At 70.7% G+C, this 21,426-nt stretch carries 12 protein-coding genes; 5 read left to right on the top strand and 7 right to left on the bottom strand.

Going from position 1 to position 21,426, the window contains the following annotated elements; genetic code table 11:
* Positions 1-2: 2 nt before the first annotated feature.
* Positions 3-2,753 carry a CHAT domain-containing protein gene (locus FOF48_RS31965; protein WP_143907972.1) on the bottom strand — a complete coding sequence of 917 codons (2,751 nt, stop codon included), beginning with the start codon at positions 2,751-2,753 and terminating at the stop codon, positions 3-5.
* A 514-nt stretch (positions 2,754-3,267) separates the two neighbouring features.
* Between FOF48_RS31965 and FOF48_RS31960 the strand changes: the two genes are divergently transcribed.
* A complete protein-coding gene (locus FOF48_RS31960) occupies positions 3,268-4,329 on the top strand; it encodes a polysaccharide lyase (RefSeq protein ID WP_143907970.1) in 1,062 nt (353 codons plus the stop codon).
* A gap of 193 nt (positions 4,330-4,522) precedes the next feature.
* On the top strand, positions 4,523-6,055 hold the full coding sequence (locus FOF48_RS31955; protein ID WP_143907968.1) for a ricin-type beta-trefoil lectin domain protein: 1,533 nt from the start codon (positions 4,523-4,525) through the stop codon (positions 6,053-6,055).
* Positions 6,056-6,144: 89 nt separating this feature from the next.
* Here the strand turns inward: FOF48_RS31955 and FOF48_RS31950 are convergent, their stop codons facing one another.
* Genes FOF48_RS31950 through FOF48_RS31940 form a run of 3 tightly spaced genes read right to left on the bottom strand, consistent with a single transcriptional unit; the run spans position 6,145 to position 9,538 of the window.
* Positions 6,145-7,695, bottom strand: coding sequence for a DHA2 family efflux MFS transporter permease subunit (locus FOF48_RS31950; RefSeq protein ID WP_255442900.1), 1,551 nt, complete (start codon positions 7,693-7,695; stop codon positions 6,145-6,147).
* A 6-nt stretch (positions 7,696-7,701) separates the two neighbouring features.
* Positions 7,702-8,985 (bottom strand): HlyD family secretion protein, encoded by a 1,284-nt coding sequence (locus tag FOF48_RS31945; RefSeq protein WP_143907966.1) that lies wholly within the window; start codon positions 8,983-8,985, stop codon positions 7,702-7,704.
* A gap of 46 nt (positions 8,986-9,031) precedes the next feature.
* Complete coding sequence (locus FOF48_RS31940; RefSeq protein ID WP_143907964.1) at positions 9,032-9,538, bottom strand: MarR family winged helix-turn-helix transcriptional regulator; 507 nt, start codon at positions 9,536-9,538, stop codon at positions 9,032-9,034.
* A gap of 280 nt (positions 9,539-9,818) precedes the next feature.
* Between FOF48_RS31940 and FOF48_RS31935 the strand changes: the two genes are divergently transcribed.
* Positions 9,819-10,172 carry a calmodulin gene (locus FOF48_RS31935; RefSeq protein WP_143907962.1) on the top strand — a complete coding sequence of 118 codons (354 nt, stop codon included), beginning with the start codon at positions 9,819-9,821 and terminating at the stop codon, positions 10,170-10,172.
* 37 nt (positions 10,173-10,209) lie between these two features.
* Here the strand turns inward: FOF48_RS31935 and FOF48_RS36650 are convergent, their stop codons facing one another.
* On the bottom strand, positions 10,210-11,376 hold the full coding sequence (locus FOF48_RS36650; RefSeq protein WP_186002154.1) for a glycerophosphodiester phosphodiesterase family protein: 1,167 nt from the start codon (positions 11,374-11,376) through the stop codon (positions 10,210-10,212).
* Positions 11,377-11,435: 59 nt separating this feature from the next.
* Between FOF48_RS36650 and FOF48_RS31925 the strand changes: the two genes are divergently transcribed.
* Positions 11,436-11,669 carry a hypothetical protein gene (locus tag FOF48_RS31925; protein ID WP_143907960.1) on the top strand — a complete coding sequence of 78 codons (234 nt, stop codon included), beginning with the start codon at positions 11,436-11,438 and terminating at the stop codon, positions 11,667-11,669.
* Here the strand turns inward: FOF48_RS31925 and FOF48_RS31920 are convergent, their stop codons facing one another.
* Positions 11,670-12,119: a nuclear transport factor 2 family protein gene (locus tag FOF48_RS31920; RefSeq protein ID WP_186002153.1), complete on the bottom strand. Its 450-nt coding sequence runs from the start codon at positions 12,117-12,119 to the stop codon at positions 11,670-11,672.
* Positions 12,100-20,772: a non-ribosomal peptide synthetase/type I polyketide synthase gene (locus FOF48_RS31915; RefSeq protein ID WP_143907956.1), complete on the bottom strand. Its 8,673-nt coding sequence runs from the start codon at positions 20,770-20,772 to the stop codon at positions 12,100-12,102. Before FOF48_RS31915 ends, FOF48_RS31920 begins: the two co-directional genes overlap by 20 nt.
* An 85-nt stretch (positions 20,773-20,857) precedes the next feature.
* Between FOF48_RS31915 and FOF48_RS31910 the strand changes: the two genes are divergently transcribed.
* Positions 20,858-21,400, top strand: a complete 543-nt coding sequence (locus FOF48_RS31910; protein WP_143907954.1) for a metal-dependent hydrolase — start codon at positions 20,858-20,860, stop codon at positions 21,398-21,400.
* Positions 21,401-21,426 lie beyond the last annotated feature (26 nt).

Below are 21,426 nucleotides of genomic sequence, written 5' to 3'. Positions count from 1 at the left end.
CCTCAATCCGCGTTCTCCACCAGCAGCACGAAGCGGGTCCACCCGGCGCGGGTATCGCGGGCCAGCCACGCCTGCCGCTCGTCGCGCAGCGCGACGGCGGCGGGCGTCCCGGCGTGAATGCGCCGGCGCACGCCGTCGAAGAAGCGGCCCGCCGCGTCCGGGATGTCCACGGTGGAGGCCAGCACCGCGCGAGCCCCTGAGTCGATGAAGGCCGCCGGCAGGCTGAAGGGCTCCGTGCTCTGCAGGGCCGTGGTGCGGCCCGCGCTGCACGCGGCCAGGAACACCGTGGGCGCTCCGGTGAGCCGGTGCTCGCGCACGACGTCCGCGGTGAGCGCGTAGCGGCCGTTGACCTCCGGCGACAGCACCACCAGCGAGGCGCCGGAGAGCGTGGGGTCGGTGATGCCGTGCGCGTGGATTTCAATCTCCGTCGCGTCCGCCATGCGCGCCAGCACCCGCGAGGGCGTGGCGTCCGAGCCGGACAGCACGTCCGGCGGCGCGCTTCCCGGCTCCGCGTCCGGCGTCCACGTGGGCAGCCGGGGCAGCTGCAGCAGCGACGGCGTCTCCACGCCGGCCACCACCAGGCGGCGCGTGGCCGCGGGAGGCGGGCGGGGCCCGGTGACGCGGCCCAGTCGGAAGCTCCACGCCAGCTCCGGGGGAAGCAGGTCCGTCCGTCCGAAGACGGGGGCCCACGCGAGCACGTCCACGCGCTCGCAGCTCGCGAGCGTCTGGCGCAGCGCCTCCGGCACCAGCCGGGACGAGTCCGCGTGGAAGAAGGCCTCCTTGCGCGAAGCATCGTAGTGGCCCTTCACCTCGCCCTGGGGGCCCAGCGCCACCAGCACGGTGCGCTCCGCGTGGACGCTGGCGGCCAGCGCGCACCGGGTGGGCACGGGCGTGCCCAGCTGCGCGGCCATCAGCGCCACCACCTTGGAGAACTCTCCGGCGCGGCCCGCGTCCGTCGCCAGCGACGAATAGCCGAGGGCCCAGGCCTCGCGCGCCAGCGCGTCGCCGCGCGGCAGGGCATCCGCCTGCGCGAGGGTGTCGCGCAGCAGCGCCTCGCCCTGGGCCCGGTCCTTCTCCAGGAGGAAGCGGCCCTCCAGGTAGCGGCTGTAGACGTGGTCGCTGCGCCCCAGGGTGGCGCCGGTGCTCATGTTGGAGGAGACGGCCTTCATCCACGCCGCGTCCCGGGGGCCGGAGTTCGTACGCTCCAGCTCCGCGAGCGTCGCGCCGAACATGGGGTCCATCGGGTTGTCGGAGCAGGCGTCGGCGAGGTCCAGCTCTCGCCGGGCCGCGTCGGGCCGCAGGTCCAGGTAGAGCAGGTGCGCCAGCTGCACATGGGGCCAGGAGCAGCTGATGGACGCCCCGCGCGCCATCCACTCCTCCAGGTACGCGCGGGCGCTGCCCAGGTCGTTGCGGGAGCGCGAGGTATGGCTGAGGATCTCCAGCGCGTTGAGCTCCAGGTCCCACTCGCGCAGCTGGCGGGCGCCCGCCCACAGCACGCGCGCATGCTGCTCCGCCTCGGAGACCCGCTGCATGTCGCCGTAGAACATGGCCAGCCGCCGCTCCAGCTCCAGGCAGCGCACGGACAACGTCGTCTCCCGGCAGCGCTGGAGGGCGCCGAAGTAGCGCTGCTCGGCCTTCCACCACGTGCCGTCGTTGATTTCCCTGCGGGCCTGGTCGCGCTCCGCGACGTCCGTGAACCACGGGTCGTTGGCGCGCTGGATGCTGGTGAGCGTGTCCTGGAGGGTGCGCAGGGGGCCGTTGCGGGTGCGCATCAGCGCGCCCAGGTAGATGTCCTCGTCCCCGGTCATGCGCGCCTTGTCCAGGAGCACCTCCGGGACCCCCTGGCCCTCTCGCAGCGACTCCGCGTACTGGCGCGCCAGCGCGCCGCGGCGGGAGAAGTCGCGCTTCACCACGCGCTGCACGTAGTCCGTGAGCACGCTGCCGCCATGGACCCGGTCCAGCTCCTTCGCCAGCGGCAGCAGCGCCACCGCGCGCTCCTTCGACTCCGCGGCGCGGACCACCTCATAGAAGACGCCGCGCACGGTGCCGGGCATCTGGCGGGCCGCGTCCATGGGCAGCGGCGCCTGGGAGTCCCGCACCAGGGCCAGCGTCGCCTCGCGAGCGGCCGTCCACTGACGCTGGCGCTCCAGCGTGGCCTCGCGCAGGGCCAGCGCCTGGGCGTGGGCTTCGCGGCCCCAGCCCTGCTCGCCCAGCTTCGCCACCTGCTCGAAGAGCTCCGAGGCCCGCAGCGTCAGGCCCATCTCCCGGAACACCAGCGCGCGGTTCCACAGGGCCTGCGGCAGGGCCGGCTTCACCGCGAGCACGCCATCCAGCAGGCGCAGCGCCCGCTCGAAGTCGCCCTTGGCCAGCGCCACCGCCGCCAGGTCGCTGTCGCGCTCCGGCGAGGCCGGCGTGCGCTCCAGGAAGGAGGCCGCCTGGTTCCACTCCCCTTCCAGCCCGTACGCCGCCGCGATGCCGCCCCAGTCCTCACGGGCCTCCATGCGGGCGAGCGGGCCCAGGGGCATCGGCTCGGCGGGCACGGGGCAGCCACCCGCGGGCGCGCGGGAGCGGTAGCGATCCGCCTCCGCGTGCGTGAGGCGGGCCTCGATGCGGGCCGCGGCGCGACGCTCCACCCAGAAGGTGTCCGCGACGGCGGGGGCCTGCGCCCGGGGCTTCAGGGCCGCGACACCGGCCGCCATCACGGGGATGGCCAGCGCCAGCGCCCAGAGCTTCTTCTTCGCCGGCTTCACCATGCGGTCCCCTCGGGCGCCTCCCCCCTGCCGCCCCTGCTTCTCGTTCTACACCAACACCCGACGAACGCCGACCCGGCCTCGCCCCCACCCTCCAGGCGTCCCATGACGCGCTGGGCAGCAGGGTGGTGAGAAAACAGGCGCATCGGATGTTTTTGGCTCCACACGCACCAATAGACGGCCATACCCGCCGTTCTTGAAAAAAGGCCCCACTTCCCAGGTCTGGCGCGAGGCAGAGACGGGACGCCGGGCCGTCAGGCTGTTGAGGGGATGACGCTCGGGGGCTCGCCTGCACGTCTGCCTTCACCCGATGGTTTGAGCGCCCGCATCCCTCCGGAATCACGCACTTCGGCATGCCTGGGGAAGTGACGGGCGGCAGGGCCCTGTCCCCCTCTTGCCCCGACGAGCGTCCCGTCGAGCGTGCGAGCGACAGGGGGTTGGCAGGCAGGAGCGCACGGGAAGGCTTTTTCCGCGTCAGGTGTCCCCTGGGCCCAACCCGGACCGAAAGGACCCCTGTTTGAAGCGACTCCTTCAGCTCGTTGCCGCGGCCTCCATGATGCCGGCCATTGCCTCCGCCAGCATCCTCTGGAAGGGCGACTTCGAGACCGGCAACACGTCCCAGTGGACGCGGCAGCAGAGTGTCGCCAACAGCCGCCTGCAGATCGTGACGGACGTGGTGCGCGACGGCCGCTATGCGCTCAAGGCCACGGTGCGGCAGGGCGATGATCCCATTGGCGCCAGCGGCAACCGCAACGAACTGCTGTACGTGACCCATGAGACGCAGGGGAAGGAGTACTACTACAAGTGGAGCACGCTCTTCCCTTCCAGCTACCCCGTCCATGACTCGTGGCAGGTCATCACCCAGTGGCACCAGGAGAGCTGCTGTGGCTCACCGCCCCTGGAGTTCTTCGTGCGAGGAGATCAGATCCACCTGCGCGTGGGCGGCGACACCGCCCCGGTGCTCTGGCAGACCTCCATCGACAAGGGCAACTGGCACGACTTCGTGCTGCATGTGAAGTGGTCGTCCGACAAGAAGGCCGGCTTCGTGGAGCTGTGGCACAACGGCAAGCACGTGCTGCCGAAGACCTACGGGGCCAACCAGTTCGGCAAGGAGCTGAACTACCTGAAGATGGGCCTGTACCGCGACGACGCCATCAAGCCCGAAGCGAGCATCTTCCACGACGGCTTCATCATGGCGACGTCGCTCGAGGACGTGATGCCCCCGGCCCCCAAGCCCGTGGAGGAGCCCACGACCCCGCCAGCCGAAACGCCGACGACGGGCGGCTCGACGGGCGACACCACCCCCTCCCCCCCGGTGGTGGAGACCCCGGCGACGACCACGCCCGACCTCCCCAGCATCCCGCTGCCCACCCCGAGCGGCCAGACGCCCACCGGCACCACCACGCCCATCTCCAACAACCCCAACGGCCTGCCGGAAGCCTCCGACGGCGCGTCCGGCGGATGCAGCGCGTCCGGGGCGTCCGGCACCCTGCCCTTCGCCGCCGCCGCGCTGCTGCTGGGCGCCGTGGCGCTGCGCCGCCGCCGGGCCCCCGCCCCGGTCCCGCTCGTGAAGCGCTGACTTCCGTCCGTCACCGAAACAAGTCTCGTGGCCCGGTGCGCCCTTGTGACGCACCGGGCCTTCTTGTTTCCCGGGACTTTCTTCGACCACACAAATATGTCGGAGATTTTAAGCATTTCTTGAATTGATTGACCTTCCGGGCTCTGTCGGGCTTCGCTCCGGGCTTCCCCCGCAGCAAGAAAGGCAGGACCCGATGAAGCGGAGCTTCGGTCTGTTCTCCACCGCGACGGCGCTGTTCGCTGGTGCCTCGCTGGGCGTCGTTCCTTCCGTGGCGCTCGCGGCCCCCTCCCAGGCGGAGGCGGCGCTCGCGCACGACGTCTCGCCGGACATCCTCTTCGCGATGCAGCGGGACCTGGGCCTGACCGCGGACGGCGCGAAGCGGCGGCTGGCGGCGGAGGCGGCGGCGGTGCGGGTGGAGGGCGCGCTGCGCGCGGAGCTGGGCGAGCGCATGGGCGGCGCGTGGATGAACGCGGACGGCAGCGCGCTGGTGGTGGGCGTCACCACGGACGCGGACGCGGACGCGGTGCGCCGCGCGGGGGCGGTGCCCCAGAAGGTGAAGTACACGCAGGCGGCGCTGGACGCGGTGAAGGCGCGGCTGGACCTGCATGGCGAGTCCGCGGGCCGCACCGTGCACGCCTGGTACGTGGACGTGATGACCAACAGCGTGGTGGTGCTGGCGCAGGACTCCGCGCTGACGGGCGGCACGGACTTCCTGGCGAAGGCGGGCGTGAAGCACGACGCGGTGCGGGTGGTGCCGTCGCGCGAGGAGTTCAAGCCGCTGTACGACCTGCGCGGCGGTGACGCGTACTACCCGGGCAACGCGCGCTGCTCCATCGGCTTCCCGGTGGCGGGCGGCTTCGTGACGGCGGGCCACTGCGGTGGCGCGGGCACGGGCACCAGCGGCAGCGGCGTGGCGCAGGGCACGGTGGTGGCGTCCACCTTCCCCGGCAACGACTTCGCGTGGGTGCGCACCAACGGCTCCTGGGTGTCGCAGCCGTGGGTGAACAACTACGCGGGCGGCAACGTGCTGGTGTACGGCTCACAGGAGGCGGGCATCAACGCGTCCATCTGTCGCTCGGGCTCCACCACCGGCTGGCGCTGTGGCGTCATCCAGCAGAAGAACGTCACGGTGAGCTACTCGGCGGGGCTGGTGTACGGCCTCACGCAGACGAACGCGTGCGCGGAGGGCGGTGACTCCGGCGGCTCGTGGATGTCCGGCAACCAGGCGCAGGGCGTGACGTCCGGCGGCTCCGGCAACTGCTCCACCGGCGGCAACACCTTCTTCCAGCCGCTCAACCCCATCCTGGGCGCCTACGGCCTGTCGCTCACCACGTCCGGCAGCGGCGGCACGGGCGGCCCCATCATCGGCCTGGCCAACAAGTGCATCGACGTGCCGAACTCCAACAGCACCGACGGCACCCGCCTGCAGCTCTGGGACTGCAACGGCACCAACGCGCAGAACTGGACCTTCATGTCGGACGGCACCGTGCGCGCCTTCGGCAAGTGCATGGACGTGGCCTGGGGCTCGCGCGACAACGGCGCGGCCATCCAGCTCGTCACCTGCTCCGGCAACCCGGCGCAGCAGTTCATCCTCTCCGGCGCCGGGGACCTGGTGAACCCCCAGGCCAACAAGTGCGTGGACGTGCAGAACGGCAACCCCGCCAGCGGCACGGTCCTGCAGCTCTGGGAGTGCAACGGCACCAGCGCGCAGAAGTGGCGCCGGTAGCCGTCCCCCTCCCCTCCTGAAGTGAAGAAGCGCGGGCCCCCACGCCGGGGACCCGCGCTTCGTCATCTCCAGCGGCGGCGGGGCGCCTGCTAGTGCGCGCCCTCCACCTTCACGGTCGGATCCGCCCGCTGGAGCATGGCCACCAGCACCAGGGCGCAGACGAAGATCGCGGCGAGGATGAGGAAGTTCGTGTTGAAGGCCCGCACCAGGGCCTGCGCGTTGATGCGCTGACCCAGCAGGCCGTAGGCGGCGCCCGTCGGATCCAACACGCCCCGCGCGGCCATGGCGGCCTTCAGCTGGGCGAACTGCTCCTGCGCCACCTGCCCGTAGACGTCCACGTGCGAGGTGAGGGCGGTGGCGTTGGCCTGGGTGGAGCGGCTGAGCGCGCTGCTCATCCACGCGGTGCCAATGGAGCCGCCCAGCTCGCGGGTGAGGTTGAAGAGGCCCGCCGCGTTGCCTCGCTGCTCCGGGCGCAGGTTGCTGAGCGCCATCACCGACAGCGGCACGAAGATGAAGCCCAGCGAGCAGGCGCGGATGAACACCGGGGTGATGAGCGTGATTTCATCCACCCGGGTGGCCAGGTGCCCGTTGGTCCACAGCGACAGGCTCATCCCCAGCACGCCGAAGCCGATGAGGTAGCGGCCGTCCACCTTGCCGCCGAACTTCCCGATGAGCGGCATCAGGAGGATCTGGATGGCGCTGCCCTTCAGGAAGATGAGCCCGATGTCCAACGCCTCGTAGCGCATCACGGAGCCGCAGAAGAGGCTGAAGAGGAACGAGCCGGAGAACAGCGCCGTGCCCACGAGGAAGTTCACCCCCGTGGCCGCGGAGTAGGAGCGGTTGGCGAACACCCGCAGGTCCACCACGGGACTGGGTGTCTCCAGCTCATGGACGACGAAGGTGATGAGCGCGATGGCCGCCACCACCGCCAGCAAGGTGATGAGCCGGCTGTCGAACCAGTCCTCGCGGTTGCCCTCCTCCAGCACGTACTGGAGGCACGCCATGCCCACGGCCAGGAGCGCGATGCCGTTGCGGTCCACCTTCTCCGTGGAGGGCTCGAAGTGGGGCTGCTCGATGTAGCGCCACGCCATGTACGCGGCGAAGAGACCCACCGGCACGTTGATGAGGAAGATCCAGTGCCAGCTCGCCGCCTCGATGAGGAGCCCGCCCACGGTGGGCCCCAGCAGCGGCCCGGTGACGGCGCCCAGACCGAAGAGGGCGCCCGCCATGCCGTGCTCCTCGCGCGGGTAGCGGGCGAAGAGGATGGCCTGGGAGGTGGGGATGATGGCGCCGCCGCCCATGCCCTGGAGGATGCGGAAGGCCACCAGCGAGGGCAGGTTCCACGACAGGCCGCACAGCACGCTGGCCAGCGTGAAGAGCAGCACGGAGAAGGTGAAGTACTTCCGGTAGCCAAAGCGGCGCTGGAGCCAGCCCGTCATCGGGATGACCACCACGTTGGCCATCATGTAGCCCGTGGACACCCAGGCGATTTGATCCAACGGCGTGCCGAAGCTCGCGCGGATGTCGCTCAGGGCCACGTTGACGATGGAGATGTCCAGCACGGACATCAGCGCCGCGGCCATGGCCGCGATGGTGATGCCCGTCTTGGAACCTTGGATGACGTCGCGGCGTGCGTCCACGGGGGGCTACTCCGCCTTCCGGACGTCCACCGCGGCGGTCTTCTGCGGCGCGGCCTTCGCGCCGGTGTCCACGGTGACGTAGACGCTCATGCCCGGCTTGATGGGCAGCTCCTTCAGGTCCCCGTCGAAGCGGATGAGGACCGGGATGCGCTGCACCACCTTCACGAAGTTGCCGGACGCGTTGTCGGGGGGCAGCAGGGCGAAGCGCGCGCCGCTGGCGCCCGCGAGGCTGTCCACGTGGCCGCGGAAGGTGTGGCCGCCGAAGGCGTCCACCTTCACGTCCACCGGCTGGCCCGCGCGCATCTCACCGACCTGGTCCTCCTTGAAGTTGGCCACCACCCAGATGTCGTCCTGCGGAACGACGGCCATCAGCGGGCGCTCCGGGCCCACCATCTGCCCCACCTCCACCGTGCGGCGGCTCACCACGCCGGACACCGGGGCGCGCACCTGGGCGTAGGACACACTCAGCTCCGCGAGCGTCAGCGCGGCGCGCGTCTGCTTGAGGCGGGCCTCCGCCAGCTTCAGCGCGGCCTGCGCGGACTGCACCTGCACGGGGCCCGTCTCCGCGGCGGAGAGCTTGCCCTGCGCGGCCTCCAGGCCACCGGACGAGCTCTGGATGCCCGCCTCGGTGGAGGTCAGCCGGGCGCGGGACTGGTCCAGCGCGGCCTTGGCCTGGTCATACGCGGCCTGCCGGCTGTCCAGGTCCGCCTGCGACAGCGCGCCCTGCTCGCGAAGCTGCTTCACGCGGCCCAGGTCCGTCTCCGCCAGCTTGAAGCGCGCCTCGGAGGCGGCCACGTCCGCGCGGGACTGGTCCAGGGCGGCCTTGGAGGAGCTGATGCCGCTGGAGGCCTGGGTGACGCCCGCGCGGGCCTGCCGCAGGTTGGCGCCCGCGTTGGCCTCCGTGAGGGTGAGCTGGGCCTGGGCGTTGGACAGCTGGGCCTCCGCGCTCATCACGTCGGCGCGGGCCACCTCCAGCCGGGCGTCCAGGTCCGAGTGGTCCAGCTCCACCACCACGTCACCGGCCTTCACCGCCTGGTTGTCGTGCACCAGCACGCGGGCCACCTGCCCCGCCACGCGCGGCGACACGTTGGCGATGCGGCCTTCGACCTGGGCGTCGTCGGTGGACTCGTGGCCGTGGGTGAGGAAGAAGCGCACGCCCGCGCCCAACACCGCCACGCCCACCAGGACGGGGAGCACCTGCTTGGCGCGGGAGCGCTTCGCGGGCTTCGCGGCGGCGGGGGTATCGGTCGAGGGAGCGGCTTCCAGGGAGGGGGCTGTGCGGGTCGTCATGGTTGTTGCTCGCAACGGTGATGGAAGAAGGGAAGTGGGATGCGGATCAGGGGTCCCGCAGGGCGGGGATGCCGGAGGACACCTTGGCCAACAGGGCACGCAGGGTGTCGCGTTCGGCATGGCTCAAGGGCGCCATGAGCGAGGCGATGCGGCGGTAATGGTCGGGCAGGATGCCCTGGATGATTTCGCGGCCCCGCGCGGTGAGGTGCACGGAGTACATGCGCCGGTCCTCGGGGTGGTCCACGCGGGACACGAGGCCGTCCTTCTCCAGCGTGTCCAGGAGGCCCGTCACGGTGGCGCGGGTGCACCGGGACAGCTCGGCGAGCTCCCCGGGCCGCAGGGTCTCTCCCGCGTCCTCCGCCATGAGCAGCTGGACGAGCACCACGAAGCGCCCGTGCGACAGCCCGTGCCGCGCGAAGTGGGCTTCGTAGGCGCCGGTCAGCTCGTTGGACAGGTGCAGCATCGTGATGCACGTCTCGATGGCGCTCGGGTCCAGCTCCGGGAAGCGCAGGGACAGCTGCTGCAGCCGCTCGTACCGGGGCACGAGCTTCACCAACGTGGCGTTTCTGGCGCGCGGAGGAACCAAGGCGGGCGTCTAGTAAGGCCCCTAACGATTTTGCGCAAGTCGATTCGTCGACCGACTAAAACCTCGGAATCTGGAGGGTTGCCCGGCTCCTCGCCTGGGCTTCGAAGGACCACGCGGTCCGCCGGACCGTCCGGGGGGCGGAGGCAGCGGTTGTCGGGTCCGCCACACCCAACCCAGACGTCGATTCAATTGTGGGTAGAAGCCAATCAACTAGACAGGCGCCTCCACCCAGGAAGGAGCCTTACCCATGGCAAACCCTGTCCGCTTCGCCTTCACGCAGCCCAGCTCACGTGGAGCCGAGTTCATCATCGAGCTGACCGACGAGGCGAAGATCGCCCACGCGCGCCGCATTCTCTCCGGCGAGGAGAAGAACGAGATCCACATCCATGGGCGCATCATCAAGAGGACCGTCCCCTACAACCCGAAGTTCTCGTTCCACATCGACCCGGCGACCATCAACTTCTTCCAGATGGCCATCGAGGTGTGCGACGCCGACATGACCTATGTCGAGGAGAACCTGGACGAGGCGGGCGGCGCCTTCCTCCCGGGCAACCATTGGTGCCCGTGGTCTTCGACGCTGACGCGCGAGGTGAAGGCGTAGCGCGAGGAAAGCAGGCTTGAGGCCCAAGCGGATGGGCTCACGGTCCTCCACCACCTGAGCCCCTTCCACCTTCCTCCTGGGCGGGCCCACGCCCCGACTCCAGGAGGAAGACGGTCCGCAGGTCCGGATGCCTGTCCTGGACCGAGCGCAGGGCCCGCGAGTCGAAGGACTGCACGTCCACGCGGTCGACGAGCCCGGCCTCGCGAATGACCGCGGCGACCGCATCTCCATGGGCCGGTTCGATGTCTGTCCTGGCGGACACCCGCTTGAGTTCGACATTGAAGCGGACGCGCCGGGCATTCCGGGCGCGGAGCGGGTCGCGGGCCTGATGTTCGGCGTCCGCCTGACTTCGCGCGAAGGCAAACACCTGGCGCAACGTGGGGAGGGTGTAGGGGTCCGGGAGGCCCTCGCGGGCAGCGAACGCGACGGCTTCCGGCGAGCGGGCGCGCTCCCTCGTCTGTTCCGGACGGTCCGCGAGGAGCTGGTCGCAGACGAAGGTGGCCTGGAGCCGGGCGGCGGTGAGGGACGCGAGGGGGATGGGCTCCGGGAGAGGGCTTCCATCCAAGTGGCGGCACTTCGCGGGTGAGAGGTCCGGGTCGTGGGAGAGCACCGGGACACCGTCGGCGGTGAGCACGGTGTCCAGCTCCAGGGTGGTCATCTGGAAGTCCAGCGCGGCCTCGAACGCGGGCAGCGTGTTCTCCGGACGCAGGCCCCGCGCGCCCCGGTGGCCCTGCGCATCGAAGCGCTTGAGGTTGATGAGCCCATCCGCGTCCAGCAGGTCTCCGGGGATGCCGTCCGCGTCGGCGTCGAAGTCACGCACCGCTCGCGCGAGGAGGTCCGGCCGGTCGCTGATGATGCCGTCCACGCCTCGCCGGAGCAGGGCCTGCATCGTGGGCAGGTCGTTCACGGTCCAGACGACCACCGGGTGGCCCGCGGCGTGAAGCCGCTCCAGGTCGACGCCACCTCCTGGCCGAAGCAACGCGACATCCGGAGAGCAGACGGGGGCCTGGGTGGATCCGCGGGAGATGGCGTGCGCTCGCGCGGCGTCCATCAGGCGCACCGTGGGGTCGGTTGCTCGCGCGCGGGTGGCGGGCCCCGCGCACGCGCAGCCAAGGACCGCCAGCAGCCACACGCGGGCCCTCCAGGCGGCGGCCCCGGCTTGCGTGCTGGATGCGAACGGGCGGGTCGGGGACTCGGGGCGCACGAGGCTTCCTTGCTGGAGCTGGGCGGCGTGGGAGGGGCCGGGTTAGGAAGTCAGAAGCGATGGACGTGAAGGATGCCACCGTGCAGGCGGCGCTGCTCCAGGCTTGCGATGAAGCGGGACTGCCCCAGTCCCTGCGGGGCTGCGTGTATCCGCTCCTGCGCGACCCGGAAGGGGACTGGCCTCCGTGCTGCGGCGGAGGCTGCATGCCCTGCACGTCCACGCTGGCGGACGTGGCGATGCGCACGCTGGAGCTGCTGGGCACGCCTCGGCGCTCGCCGTTGCCTCCGGGGTGATCACCGGTACTTGTGGTCGACCAGCACCTCCGTGCGCGGGAGCGACCAGTGCAGTTGGACCATCCGCCACTCGGCGCCCCGGCGCTCGAACGCGCACGTCACGCGAATCCCCTCGAAGGTGACGGGCCTTCCGCCCGCGACCAGGGCGATGTCCATCGCGGGCACCGTGAGGCACGCCATCGTGGAGGGCGGGGCTCCGCCGTGCCAGAGCTGTTCGGAGCGCAGCGTCACGCGGATGTCGCGCAGGCTGCCGAACTGGGTGCGGAAGGAGTGCTCCACCTGCTCCCAACCCCTGAAGTGCAGGTTGGAGTGGGTGCCCACGACCACGATGTCGTCGTCGTGCCAGAACAGCTCGCTCATGGCCTCCAGGCTCCCGCGCTCATAGGCCTCCACGAACGCGGTGAAGCGGCGTGACAGCGCGGCCTTCCACTCATCCTGCGTCGGCGTCATCGTCCCCGGCACCCTTCTCCCCGGACAGACAGTCCCGGAGGATCCGCGCCACCTCCGCCACGAAGGGCTCCTCCATGACGGTGAAGTGATTGCCCCGCACCTCATGGGCGCGGAACGAAGCGGTCGTCAACGCCTTCCACCATGCCTCCGCGTGGCCGTCCAGGACCGCGTCCCGCTCCGTGGCCCGCAGGTACACGAGGGGGACCGCGTGACGACCGGGCGAGTACGCGGCGATGGCTTCGTTGGTGGCGAGCACCACGTCCCGCAGCCGTGTGTCGACCTCCATCGCGGCCCGCAGTCCCTCCGCCGCGCGCGGGGAGATCTCCCGGAACGCGTCGATGAGCTGGAGCACGTCCCCCACGCTCCGGATCCCCAGCCTGCGCGAGTCATCCACCGTCACCGTGTCGATCTGGATGACGCCCGCCACGGCATGGCCGCGCTCCAGCAGGATGCCCGCCATCTCATATGCGATGACGCCTCCGGAGGAATGGCCTCCCAGCCAGAAGGGCCCCTGGGGTTGGAACTCCAGCAACTCGTCCACGTACTGGCGCGCCATCTCGGGCACGTCCCGGTAGAGCCTCTCACCGGGCTCCAGCCCCGATGCGCGGAACGCATGCACGGGCCTGTCGGCCCCCAACCGCCGGGTCAGCGGCAGGTACGTGTAGACCGTGCCACCAATGGGCTGCACCAGGAACAGCGGCGTCCGCTCCGGCCGTCCCTCCTGGAGCCGGATCCGCAGCGAAGGTGCCTTGCGGAGCGGCCTCCCCGCCCGCTCCAACGCCTCCTGGACCGCTTGCACCCATGCGCCCAGCGTCGGGTGCTCCAGCACCGCGTGCAGCGACAGGCTGATCGACAGGCGCGACTTGAGCTCGTGGTTGAGCTGCACGACCAGGAGCGAGGTTCCCCCCAGCTCGAAGAAGTGGCTGTCGGGGGTCAGCGACTCCACGCCGAGCAGTTCCTTCCAGAGGGCCTCCATGGCCGCCCACACCTCGTCGCGGTCCAGGGCCCGGTGCGAAGGGGGTGGCGTCGGAGAGGGCCGAGGCTCCGGGCGCCCCAACGCGTACGGCTTCCGCTCGAAGGGATACGTTGGCAGCGCGCCGCGCGCGCGCGGCGCGGCTCCTCGCGGCCCGCTCCAGTCCACGGGGACGCCCGCGGACCAGAGCTGCCCCACGGCGTCGAGCAGGGCCTTCTCATCGCTCTCCCGAGGCTGACGTCTCCCGGCGGGCACTCCGAGCGTAGGCACCACCAGCCGCTCCCGGCCCGCGCCCGGGTGCAGCGACGCCAGCGTGGAGAGCGTTCGTCCCGGCCCCACCTCCACGAGGATCCGCTCCCGGTCCTCCAGCAGCAGCTCCAGTCCATCGGCGAAACGCACCGTGCGCCGAAGATGCCGGGCCCAGTAGGAGGCATCGCGCGCGTCGTCCTCGGTCAGCCAGCGTCCCGAGACGTTGGAGACCATGGGGATCGCCGGGGCGTTGGGAGTCATCGACCGGGCCAGGGCGGTCAGGGGCTCCATCACGGGTTCGACGAGGACGGAGTGGAACCCACTGGAGCGTGGCAGCCGCTTCGACCGCACGCCCTTCTCCTGCAATCGCGCCGCGAAGTCCTCCAGCGCCTCCAGCGCGCCCGACACCACGCACTGACCGGGCCCGTTGACCGCGGCCAGGGACAGTCCGACGGGAAGCGCCTGTGTCAGTTCATCCTCCGGCAGCGGCACGGCCAGCATGCCGGAGGGCGGCAGCGCATCGCAGAGCCGGCCTCGCAGCGACACCAGCGCCACGGCCTGCTCCAATGACAGGACTCCCGCGAGGCAGGCGGCGGCGTATTCGCCCAGGCTGTGCCCCATGAGGCTCGACGGGCGGACGCCCCAGACACCCAACAGCCGCGACAGCGCGTACTCCGTCGTGAAGATCGCGGCCATGCCCAGCGAGGGTGCGCGAAGCATCTCCTCCGCGCGGCCTCCGTGCTCGTCCGCGAGCAGTGCGCTCCGCAGCTCCCGCTCCACGTCGCGGCCGAAGGCGCTGACGCATGCATCGAAAGCTTCGCGATACGCGGGGGCACGCCGGTACCACGCCGCGCCCATGCCGGCCTCCTGCGTGCCCGTCCCGGGAAACAGGAAGGCCACCTCCGGAGGCTCGGGCGAGGCGCGCCGCGCGGGCCCCTCCCGCCGGAGCTTCGCGATGGCCTCCTCGGGAGTCTCGCAGGTGACCGCGCGCCGGTGCGCGAAGACGGTGCGGCCCTCCTGCAACGTGTACGCGGCCTCCGCCAGTGAGCGCGCGCGCGTACGCTCCAGGTGCTCCGCGAGCCGCAGGGATGCCGCGCCTAGCGCCTCCGCGCTCCGGGCGGAGAGCACCAGGACCGATGCCTCCTCGTTCATGGGGGAGAGGGCGGGAACAGGCGGGGCTTCTTCCAGGACCACGTGGGCATTGGTTCCGCCAATGCCAAACGCGCTCACCCCGGCCAGACGCGGCAGCGCACCAGGAGCATCCCACGGTCGCCCTTCCCGGCTCACCACGAAGGGCGAATGCTCCAGGCCCGACTCCGGATGGGGATGTTCGAAGTGGACGGTCCCGGGAAGGAAGTGGCGCTCCAGGGCCAGCGTCGCCTTGATCAACCCCGCCACACCGGCCGCCGAGTCCAGGTGCCCCACGTTGCTCTTGAGCGCCCCCAGCACACAGGGCGGGTCCGAAGGCGCTCGGTCACCAAAGGCCAGCCGCAGCGCCTGGACTTCGAGCGGATCCCCCAGCGGTGTCGCCGTGCCGTGGGCCTCGACGTAGGTGATGTGGCGCGGCGACACCCCCGCCGCGGCGTGTGCTCGCGCGATGACGTCGCGCTGGCCCTGCACGCTCGGGGCGGTGAAGCCAACCTTGTCGGCGCCGTCGTTGTTGATGGCCGAGCCCCGGATGACCGCGTGGATGGAGTCCCCATCCCGCAGCGCGTCCTCCAGGCGCTTGAGCACCACGAGCGCCACGCCGCTGGAGGGCACCGTGCCCTGCCCCTTCGCGTCGAAGGGGCGGCAGTGACCATCCGGCGACGTGATGCCCCCTTCCTCATGGAGGTAGCCGGAGGGACCCGACGCGAAGAGGGACACGCCCCCCGCCAGCGCCATGTCGCACTCCCCTGTCCGCAGGCTCTGGCAGGCCAGGTGCACGGCCACGAGCGACGTGGAGCACGCGGTCTGCACCGTGAGCGCGGGACCGCGCAGCCCCAGCTTGTACGCGGTCGTCGTGGCGAGGAACTGCCACGGATTGCCCAGGATGGAGCGATACATGTCGGAGGCCACGGACAAGGAGCGGAAGCGCGGCACGACGTGGTCCAGCCAGTAGCGCGGGACTCCCGAACCCGCGAACAGGCCCGCCCTTCCCGACAGCCGCTTCGGGTCGTAGCCGGCGGCCTCGAGCGCCTCCCAGGCACACTCCAGGAACACGCGCTGCTGGGGATCCATCAGCCGCGCGTCCTGTGGGCTGTAGCCGAAGAAGGCGGCGTCGAAGGCTTCGACGTCGTCCAAGAGGCCCGACACCCGGACATAGGCAGGGTCATCCAGGAGTCGCGGCTCCTCGCCCGCCGCCAGCAGCGTCTCCCGATCGAAGCGGGAGAGCCCTTCACGTCCTTCCACCAGCAGCCGCCACAGTGACTCGATGTCGGGTGCTCCCGGGAACCGGCCCGCCATGCCGATGATGGCGATGCGGTCCGAGCGCTCCGAACTCCGGACAGGCTTCGACGGCACCGGGACGGACGGAGCCTCGGTGGTTTCATCCAGGTGCCGCGCCAGCGACTCCAGGGTCGGAAACTGGAACAGCGTGGCCATGCTCAACGAGAGGCCCAGCTCCGAAGCCAGCGCGGACTGGACCCGCGCGAGCAGCAATGAGTTGCCTCCCGCGTCGAAGAAGCCCTCTCGCCGGCCCACGCGCTCCACGCCGAGGATCCGGCACCAGATGCGCTCCAGCGCCTTCTCGCGCTCCGTGGACGCGGGAGCTTCAGGAGGCAGGGCGCGGGACGGAGGCAGCGGAAGCGCGCTCCGGTCGAGCTTCCCGGTGGCGCCCAACGGGAACGCCTCCAGCACCACCAGCTCGCGCGGCACCATGTGCGGGGGAAGGGACTCACCCAGCCCGTCCCTGAATCCTGGCGTCAGGAGTCGCGTCGCCGCGTCCGCGTCCCGGGGAATGACATAGCCCACGAGGTGCGGCTCGCCCGCGAGCCATCGGGGTTCGACGACCGCCTCCCGGACCTCCGGGTGCTTCAGCAGCGCGGCTTCGATTTCGCCCAGCTCGATGCGGAAGCCCCGCAGCTTGAGCTGTCGATCCGACCGGCCGTGGAACACCAGGACGCCATCCGGGCGACGGCTGGCGATGTCGCCGCTCTTGTAGAGCCGCGCTCCCGGCTCCGCGCTGAACGGATGCGGAATGAACCGCTCCGCGTCGAGCTCGGGATGGTGCAGGTAGCCGTGCGCCAGCCCCACGCCGCCGATGTAGAGCGCGCCTCGCACGCCCACGGGGACGGGCGCCAGGGCGTCATCCAACAGGTGGACCTCGTAGCCCGGAAGCGGCGTCCCCAGGGTGGGGGTGCCCGCTCCCGCCACGCAGTCCGCGCTCGTCGCGAAGACCGTGGTCTCGGTGGGGCCATAGCCGTTGATGAGCCGCTGGCCAGGAGCCCAGCGGTCCACGAGCCGCGCGGGGAGCTCCTCGCCTCCGAGCACGACGGTCTTCAGGTCAGGAAGCGCCCGCCACGCCATGGAGCCCAGCGCCGAGGGCGTGAGCATCGCGGTGTGGATGCGCCGTGACTCCAGGAAGTCAGCCAGCTCCTCACCGGGCAGCACCTCCTCCTGGGCCAGCAGATACAGCGTGGCGCCTGAGGACAGCGTCGGGAAGATCTCCGCGACGGAGAAGTCGAAGCCGAAGCGGGAGAACTGCGACACGCGCTGGCCCGGCGCGAAGCCGAAGCGGGAGGCCACCGTCTCGCAGAGGTGTACCGCGCTCCGGTGGCCAATGCGCACGCCCTTGGGCTGGCCCGTCGAACCCGAGGTGTAGATGACATACGCGAGGTGACTTCCCGTGACGGACACCCGGGGGTTGGACTCGGAGCCGCCGCGCACCTGCTCCAACGGGACCTCCGGGATGCCCGCGCCGTCCACGAGCCCGCGCGTCGCGTCCTGCGTGAGGATCCACTTCAGTCCCGCATCTCGCGCCATGAACTCCAGCCGTGCCTTCGGGTAGGAGGGGTCCAACGGGACGTAGGCCGCGCCCGCCTTCAGCGTCGCCAGCACGGCGATGATCAGCTCGAAGGAGCGCTGGAGGCACAGGCCCACCAGGTCCCCGGGGCCGACTCCCAGCGACAGGAGGTGATGGGCCAGCCGGTTCGCCTCCGCGTTCAGCGTCTGGTAGCGCAGGGTCCGCCCCTGGAAGACCAGGGCCGGCGCATCCGGCGTGCGTTCGGCCTGCGCCTCGAACGGATGATGCAGACACTCCGCGAAGGTCCTGTCCTCCGCGGGTCCCTGGGCCCAGGTCAGCAGCCGCGTCTGCTCCGCTTCCGACAGCAGCGGCAGCGCCGCGACCGGCTGCTCCGGATCCCGCACGGCTTCGCGGAGCAGCGTCACGAAGTGTTCTCCCAGTTGGGAGATCATCCACGGCTCGAAGAGGTCCAGCGCGTACTCCCACCGCACGGACATGCCGTCCGGCCGCTCATCCATTTCGATGGAGAGGTCCAGCTTCGAGGTGCCCGTGTCGACGTCGTGGGGCTCCACACGCCAGCTCGACTCCGGCACCGCGATGCGCGGCTCCAGCGTGCACGACACCTGGAGGAGCGGATTGGCCCCGGGGATGCGCGCCGGGTTCACCGCCTCCACGATGCGTAGGAGCGGCGCGTCCTGGTGTTCCAGCGCCTCCAGGCAGACCCGGCGAACGTGCGCCAGCACCCTCCGGAAGCTCCATCCGGGGGAGAACCGCAGCCGCAGGGGCAGCAGGTTCACGAAGTGCCCGGAGATGGCGAGGGACTCCTCGCGGCTCCGCCCGGAGAAGGCGCCACCGATGACCAGGTCCTGCGCGCCGGAGTAGCGATGCAGCAGCGCGCCGAACGCCGAGATCAGCGTCATGAAGAGCGTGGCGTCCTCGGCGCGCCCCAGCGCCCTCACCGTGTCCAGGAGGTCCCGGGGGATTCGCACGACGTGCTTGGCCCCCCGGAAGCTCGGGACCGGAGGACGGGCATGCTGCATGGGCAGCTCCAGGTGCGGAGCCCCCGCGAGCGCCTGCTTCCACCAGTCGAGGTGTGGCGCAATGGCTTCCTGGTAACGAGGCCCCTCCTGCCAGGCGGAGGCATCGCCATACTGGAGCGGCAGCGGCGTGAGCGCGGGCGGCTCGCCCTGGAGGTCCGCCATGTAGAACCGGTTCACCTCCTGGAGGAACGCCGCCATCGTGAAGCCATCCACGATGAGGTGGTGCATCACCAGGGCGAGGCGGCTCTCCTCTTCGCTCAGCCGCATCCACGTCGCGCGCAACAGCGGCCCCCGCGCCAGGTCGAAGGGCTCGCGCGCCTCCTGCGTAGCCACCTGCAACGCCTTCGCGCTCCGGAGGCCCTGGGGCACAGGACGCAGGTCCACGCTTCGCAGGTGGAACGGCATCGCGGATTCCACCCGTTGGCGAGGCCCCTCCGGAGTGGAGACGAAGGTCGTCCGAAGCACTTCATGCCGGGCGATGAGCGACTGGAACGCCCGCTCCAGCGCTTCGGGCTGGAGGTCTCCCGGCAGGTACAGCGTGAAGGGCTCGTTGTAGACAGCACGGCCAGGGGCCACCTGCTCCAGCAGCCAGAGCTGCTGCTGGGCATCCGACAGCGGCAGGAGCCGGCTCCGATCCACGGGGACGATGGGAGGCAGGGCGGGGCTCCGGACCGCCCCCCTCGCGGCTTCCACGCGCCGCGCCAGCTCCTCGATGTTCGGACTGTCGAAGAGCGCCCCCACGGGCAGACGGACTGACAGCGCCTGCTCCAGCCGTTCGATGAAGCGGATCGCGAGCAGCGAGTCCCCGCCCGATTCCATGAACCGGTCCTGTGTCCCCGCCTGCTCCGTCCCCAGCACCTCCGACCAGACGCGCGCGACCGCCTGCTCCAGCGGCGTGCGTGGCGCATCCCCCTCTCCTGAACCCAGTCGCGGCGGCGGCAGCTTCTGGAGCTCCACCTTCCCGCTGGGATTGAGCGGCAGTTGGTCCAGCACCATCACGGCGTGAGGCACCATGAAGGCCGGCAGCTTCGAGCGCAGGTGCGCGCGCAGCATCGCGCCGTCCGGCGCCGCGCCGTCGCGACGCGAGACATAGGCGACCAGCCGCTTGTCCCCGGGAGACACCTCGTGCACCCGCACCACCGCGTCAGCGACCTGTCCGTGGGCGCGCAGGACGCTCTCAATCTCCGCCAGCTCGACCCGGGCGCCACGGATCTTCACCTGATGGTCCACCCGCCCCAGGAACTCCAGGTCGCCGTCCTCGAGCCGTCGCACCCGATCTCCCGTTCGATACATCCGGGCGCCGGGCGCGGCGCTGAAGGGATCCGGGACGAACCGCTCACCGGTCAGGCCGGGCCGGTTCAGGTAGCCGCGCGCGAGCCCCACGCCGCCCAGGTACAGCTCCCCCGCTTCGCCCGCGGGCGTTGGCGTCAGCGCGTCATCCAGCACATGCAGCTGGAGGTTCGCGAGCGCCCCGCCGATGGGAATGGACCGCTCCAGGGACGGGGGCGCGCGGATTTCATACGCCGTCGCGGAGGTGGTGCACTCCGTGGGCCCATAGCTGTTGAGCAGCCGCACTGGCTTCCCGTGCGCGATGACCTCCGACACCCACTTGGGGTCCAGCACGTCACCGCCCACCATCAGCACCCGGAGCCCTCCGAATGCGTCCGGGATGGCCGCGGCCAGTTGATGGAACAGCGACGTGCTCAGCACCGCGACGGACACCGCGTCGCGCCTCAGCTTCGCCGCGAGGAGCGGCGGCGACAGCAACGTCTCCCGCGAGGTGAGGCACAACGCCGCTCCGTTCAGGAGCGCGCCCCAGACCTCCAGCGTCGACGCATCGAACGCGAACGACGCGGCCTGGAGGACGCGGTCTTCGCGCCGGAAGCCCATGAAGCCTTCATCCAGCACCAGCCGGGCCACGCCCCGGTGCGGGATGCACACCCCCTTGGGTCTGCCGGTGGAGCCGGACGTGTAGAGCACATAGGCCAGGGAGTCAGGGCCCGCGCCGCCCTTCACGTTCACGGCGTCGCGCTCCTCCGGGGGTTCATCCGGCGCGGGAGGCTCCACGATGGAGCCCTGGAAGCGCAGGCCCTGGGCCGCGTCCCTCCGGCCCACCAGGACCTGTATCCCGGAGTCTTCGATCATCCCGGCGAGCCGCTCTGGAGGATGGCTCGGGTCCAATGGCAGATAGGCGCCGCCTGCCTTCAGGATGCCCAGCAGCCCCACCAGGGTCTCCGGAGTGCGGTCGACGTGGATGCCCACGGGTTGATCCAGCCCGACCCCCAGGGCCTGGAGCCGCCGTGCCAGCCGGTTCGCGCGGCGGTTGAGTGTGTCGTACGCCAGCACGCCACCCTCGAAATGCACCGCCACCGCATCCGGTGTTTCACGTGCATGCGCTTCAAACAGCGTGGCGATATCCGGGCCAGGGTGCGCGGAGAAGAAAGTCATGACGAATCATTGCCCCCATCTCCTCAACGCGCAGTGCCAGAAACCTTCGCACCCGCCCTGGCATGCCGTACGCTAGTGCACACCCATGAACCCCATTGTCCACGCCGAACTGTCCTGGCTCATCTCGCAGGGGCTGAGGGAGCGCAGGGACCGCGTCCTGGTGGTCTGCGCGGGGCTCGCGCCGGATCTGGATGGATTGTCATTGCTGGCGGGTGAAGAGTTCTATTCGCGTTATCACCATGTGATTTTTCACGGCTACGTGGGGGCGCTGGTCACGATGGCGGTCTGCGCCACGCTGGCACGGCGGCGCGTGGCCGTGGCGCTCCTGTCGGTGGCTGCGTTCCACGGTCATCTGCTGTGCGACCTCGCGGGCAGCGGACCGGACTGGCCCATCCACTACCTGTGGCCTCAGAGCCTGGAGGCGTGGTCCTGGTCCGGCCAGTGGAACCTGGGCTCATGGCAGAACACGCTCATCGGGCTGGCGGCGACGCTGGCGTGTCTGGCGTGCGCCCTGCCCTTCCGGCGGACCTTCGTGGAGGTGCTGTCGCCGCGCTGGGACGCGGAGGTGACCCGCACCGTGCGGCGGCGCTTTTCCAGGCAGCCCGAATCCCAATCGCCCTCAAACTGAAAGCATCTCCTGGCGGCCAGGAGCCC

Source organism: Corallococcus sp. Z5C101001, assembly GCF_007352635.1.
In the GTDB taxonomy this organism is placed as follows: domain Bacteria; phylum Myxococcota; class Myxococcia; order Myxococcales; family Myxococcaceae; genus Corallococcus; species Corallococcus silvisoli.
This window is presented reverse-complemented; position numbering and strand designations above follow the sequence as displayed.

Bases quoted from the DNA above. Each gene is read 5' to 3' on its own strand.
- FOF48_RS31965 (WP_143907972.1), bottom strand. From the start codon at position 2,753: ATGGTGAAGCCGGCGAAGAAGAAGCTCTGGGCGCTGGCGCTGGCCATC.
- FOF48_RS31945 (WP_143907966.1), bottom strand. From the start codon at position 8,985: ATGACGACCCGCACAGCCCCCTCCCTGGAAGCCGCTCCCTCGACCGAT.
- FOF48_RS31915 (WP_143907956.1), bottom strand. From the start codon at position 20,772: ATGACTTTCTTCTCCGCGCACCCTGGCCCGGATATCGCCACGCTGTTT.
- FOF48_RS31955 (WP_143907968.1), top strand. From the start codon at position 4,523: ATGAAGCGGAGCTTCGGTCTGTTCTCCACCGCGACGGCGCTGTTCGCT.
- FOF48_RS31925 (WP_143907960.1), top strand. From the start codon at position 11,436: ATGGACGTGAAGGATGCCACCGTGCAGGCGGCGCTGCTCCAGGCTTGC.
- FOF48_RS31920 (WP_186002153.1), bottom strand. From the start codon at position 12,119: ATGACGCCGACGCAGGATGAGTGGAAGGCCGCGCTGTCACGCCGCTTC.
- FOF48_RS31935 (WP_143907962.1), top strand. From the start codon at position 9,819: ATGGCAAACCCTGTCCGCTTCGCCTTCACGCAGCCCAGCTCACGTGGA.
- FOF48_RS31910 (WP_143907954.1), top strand. From the start codon at position 20,858: ATGAACCCCATTGTCCACGCCGAACTGTCCTGGCTCATCTCGCAGGGG.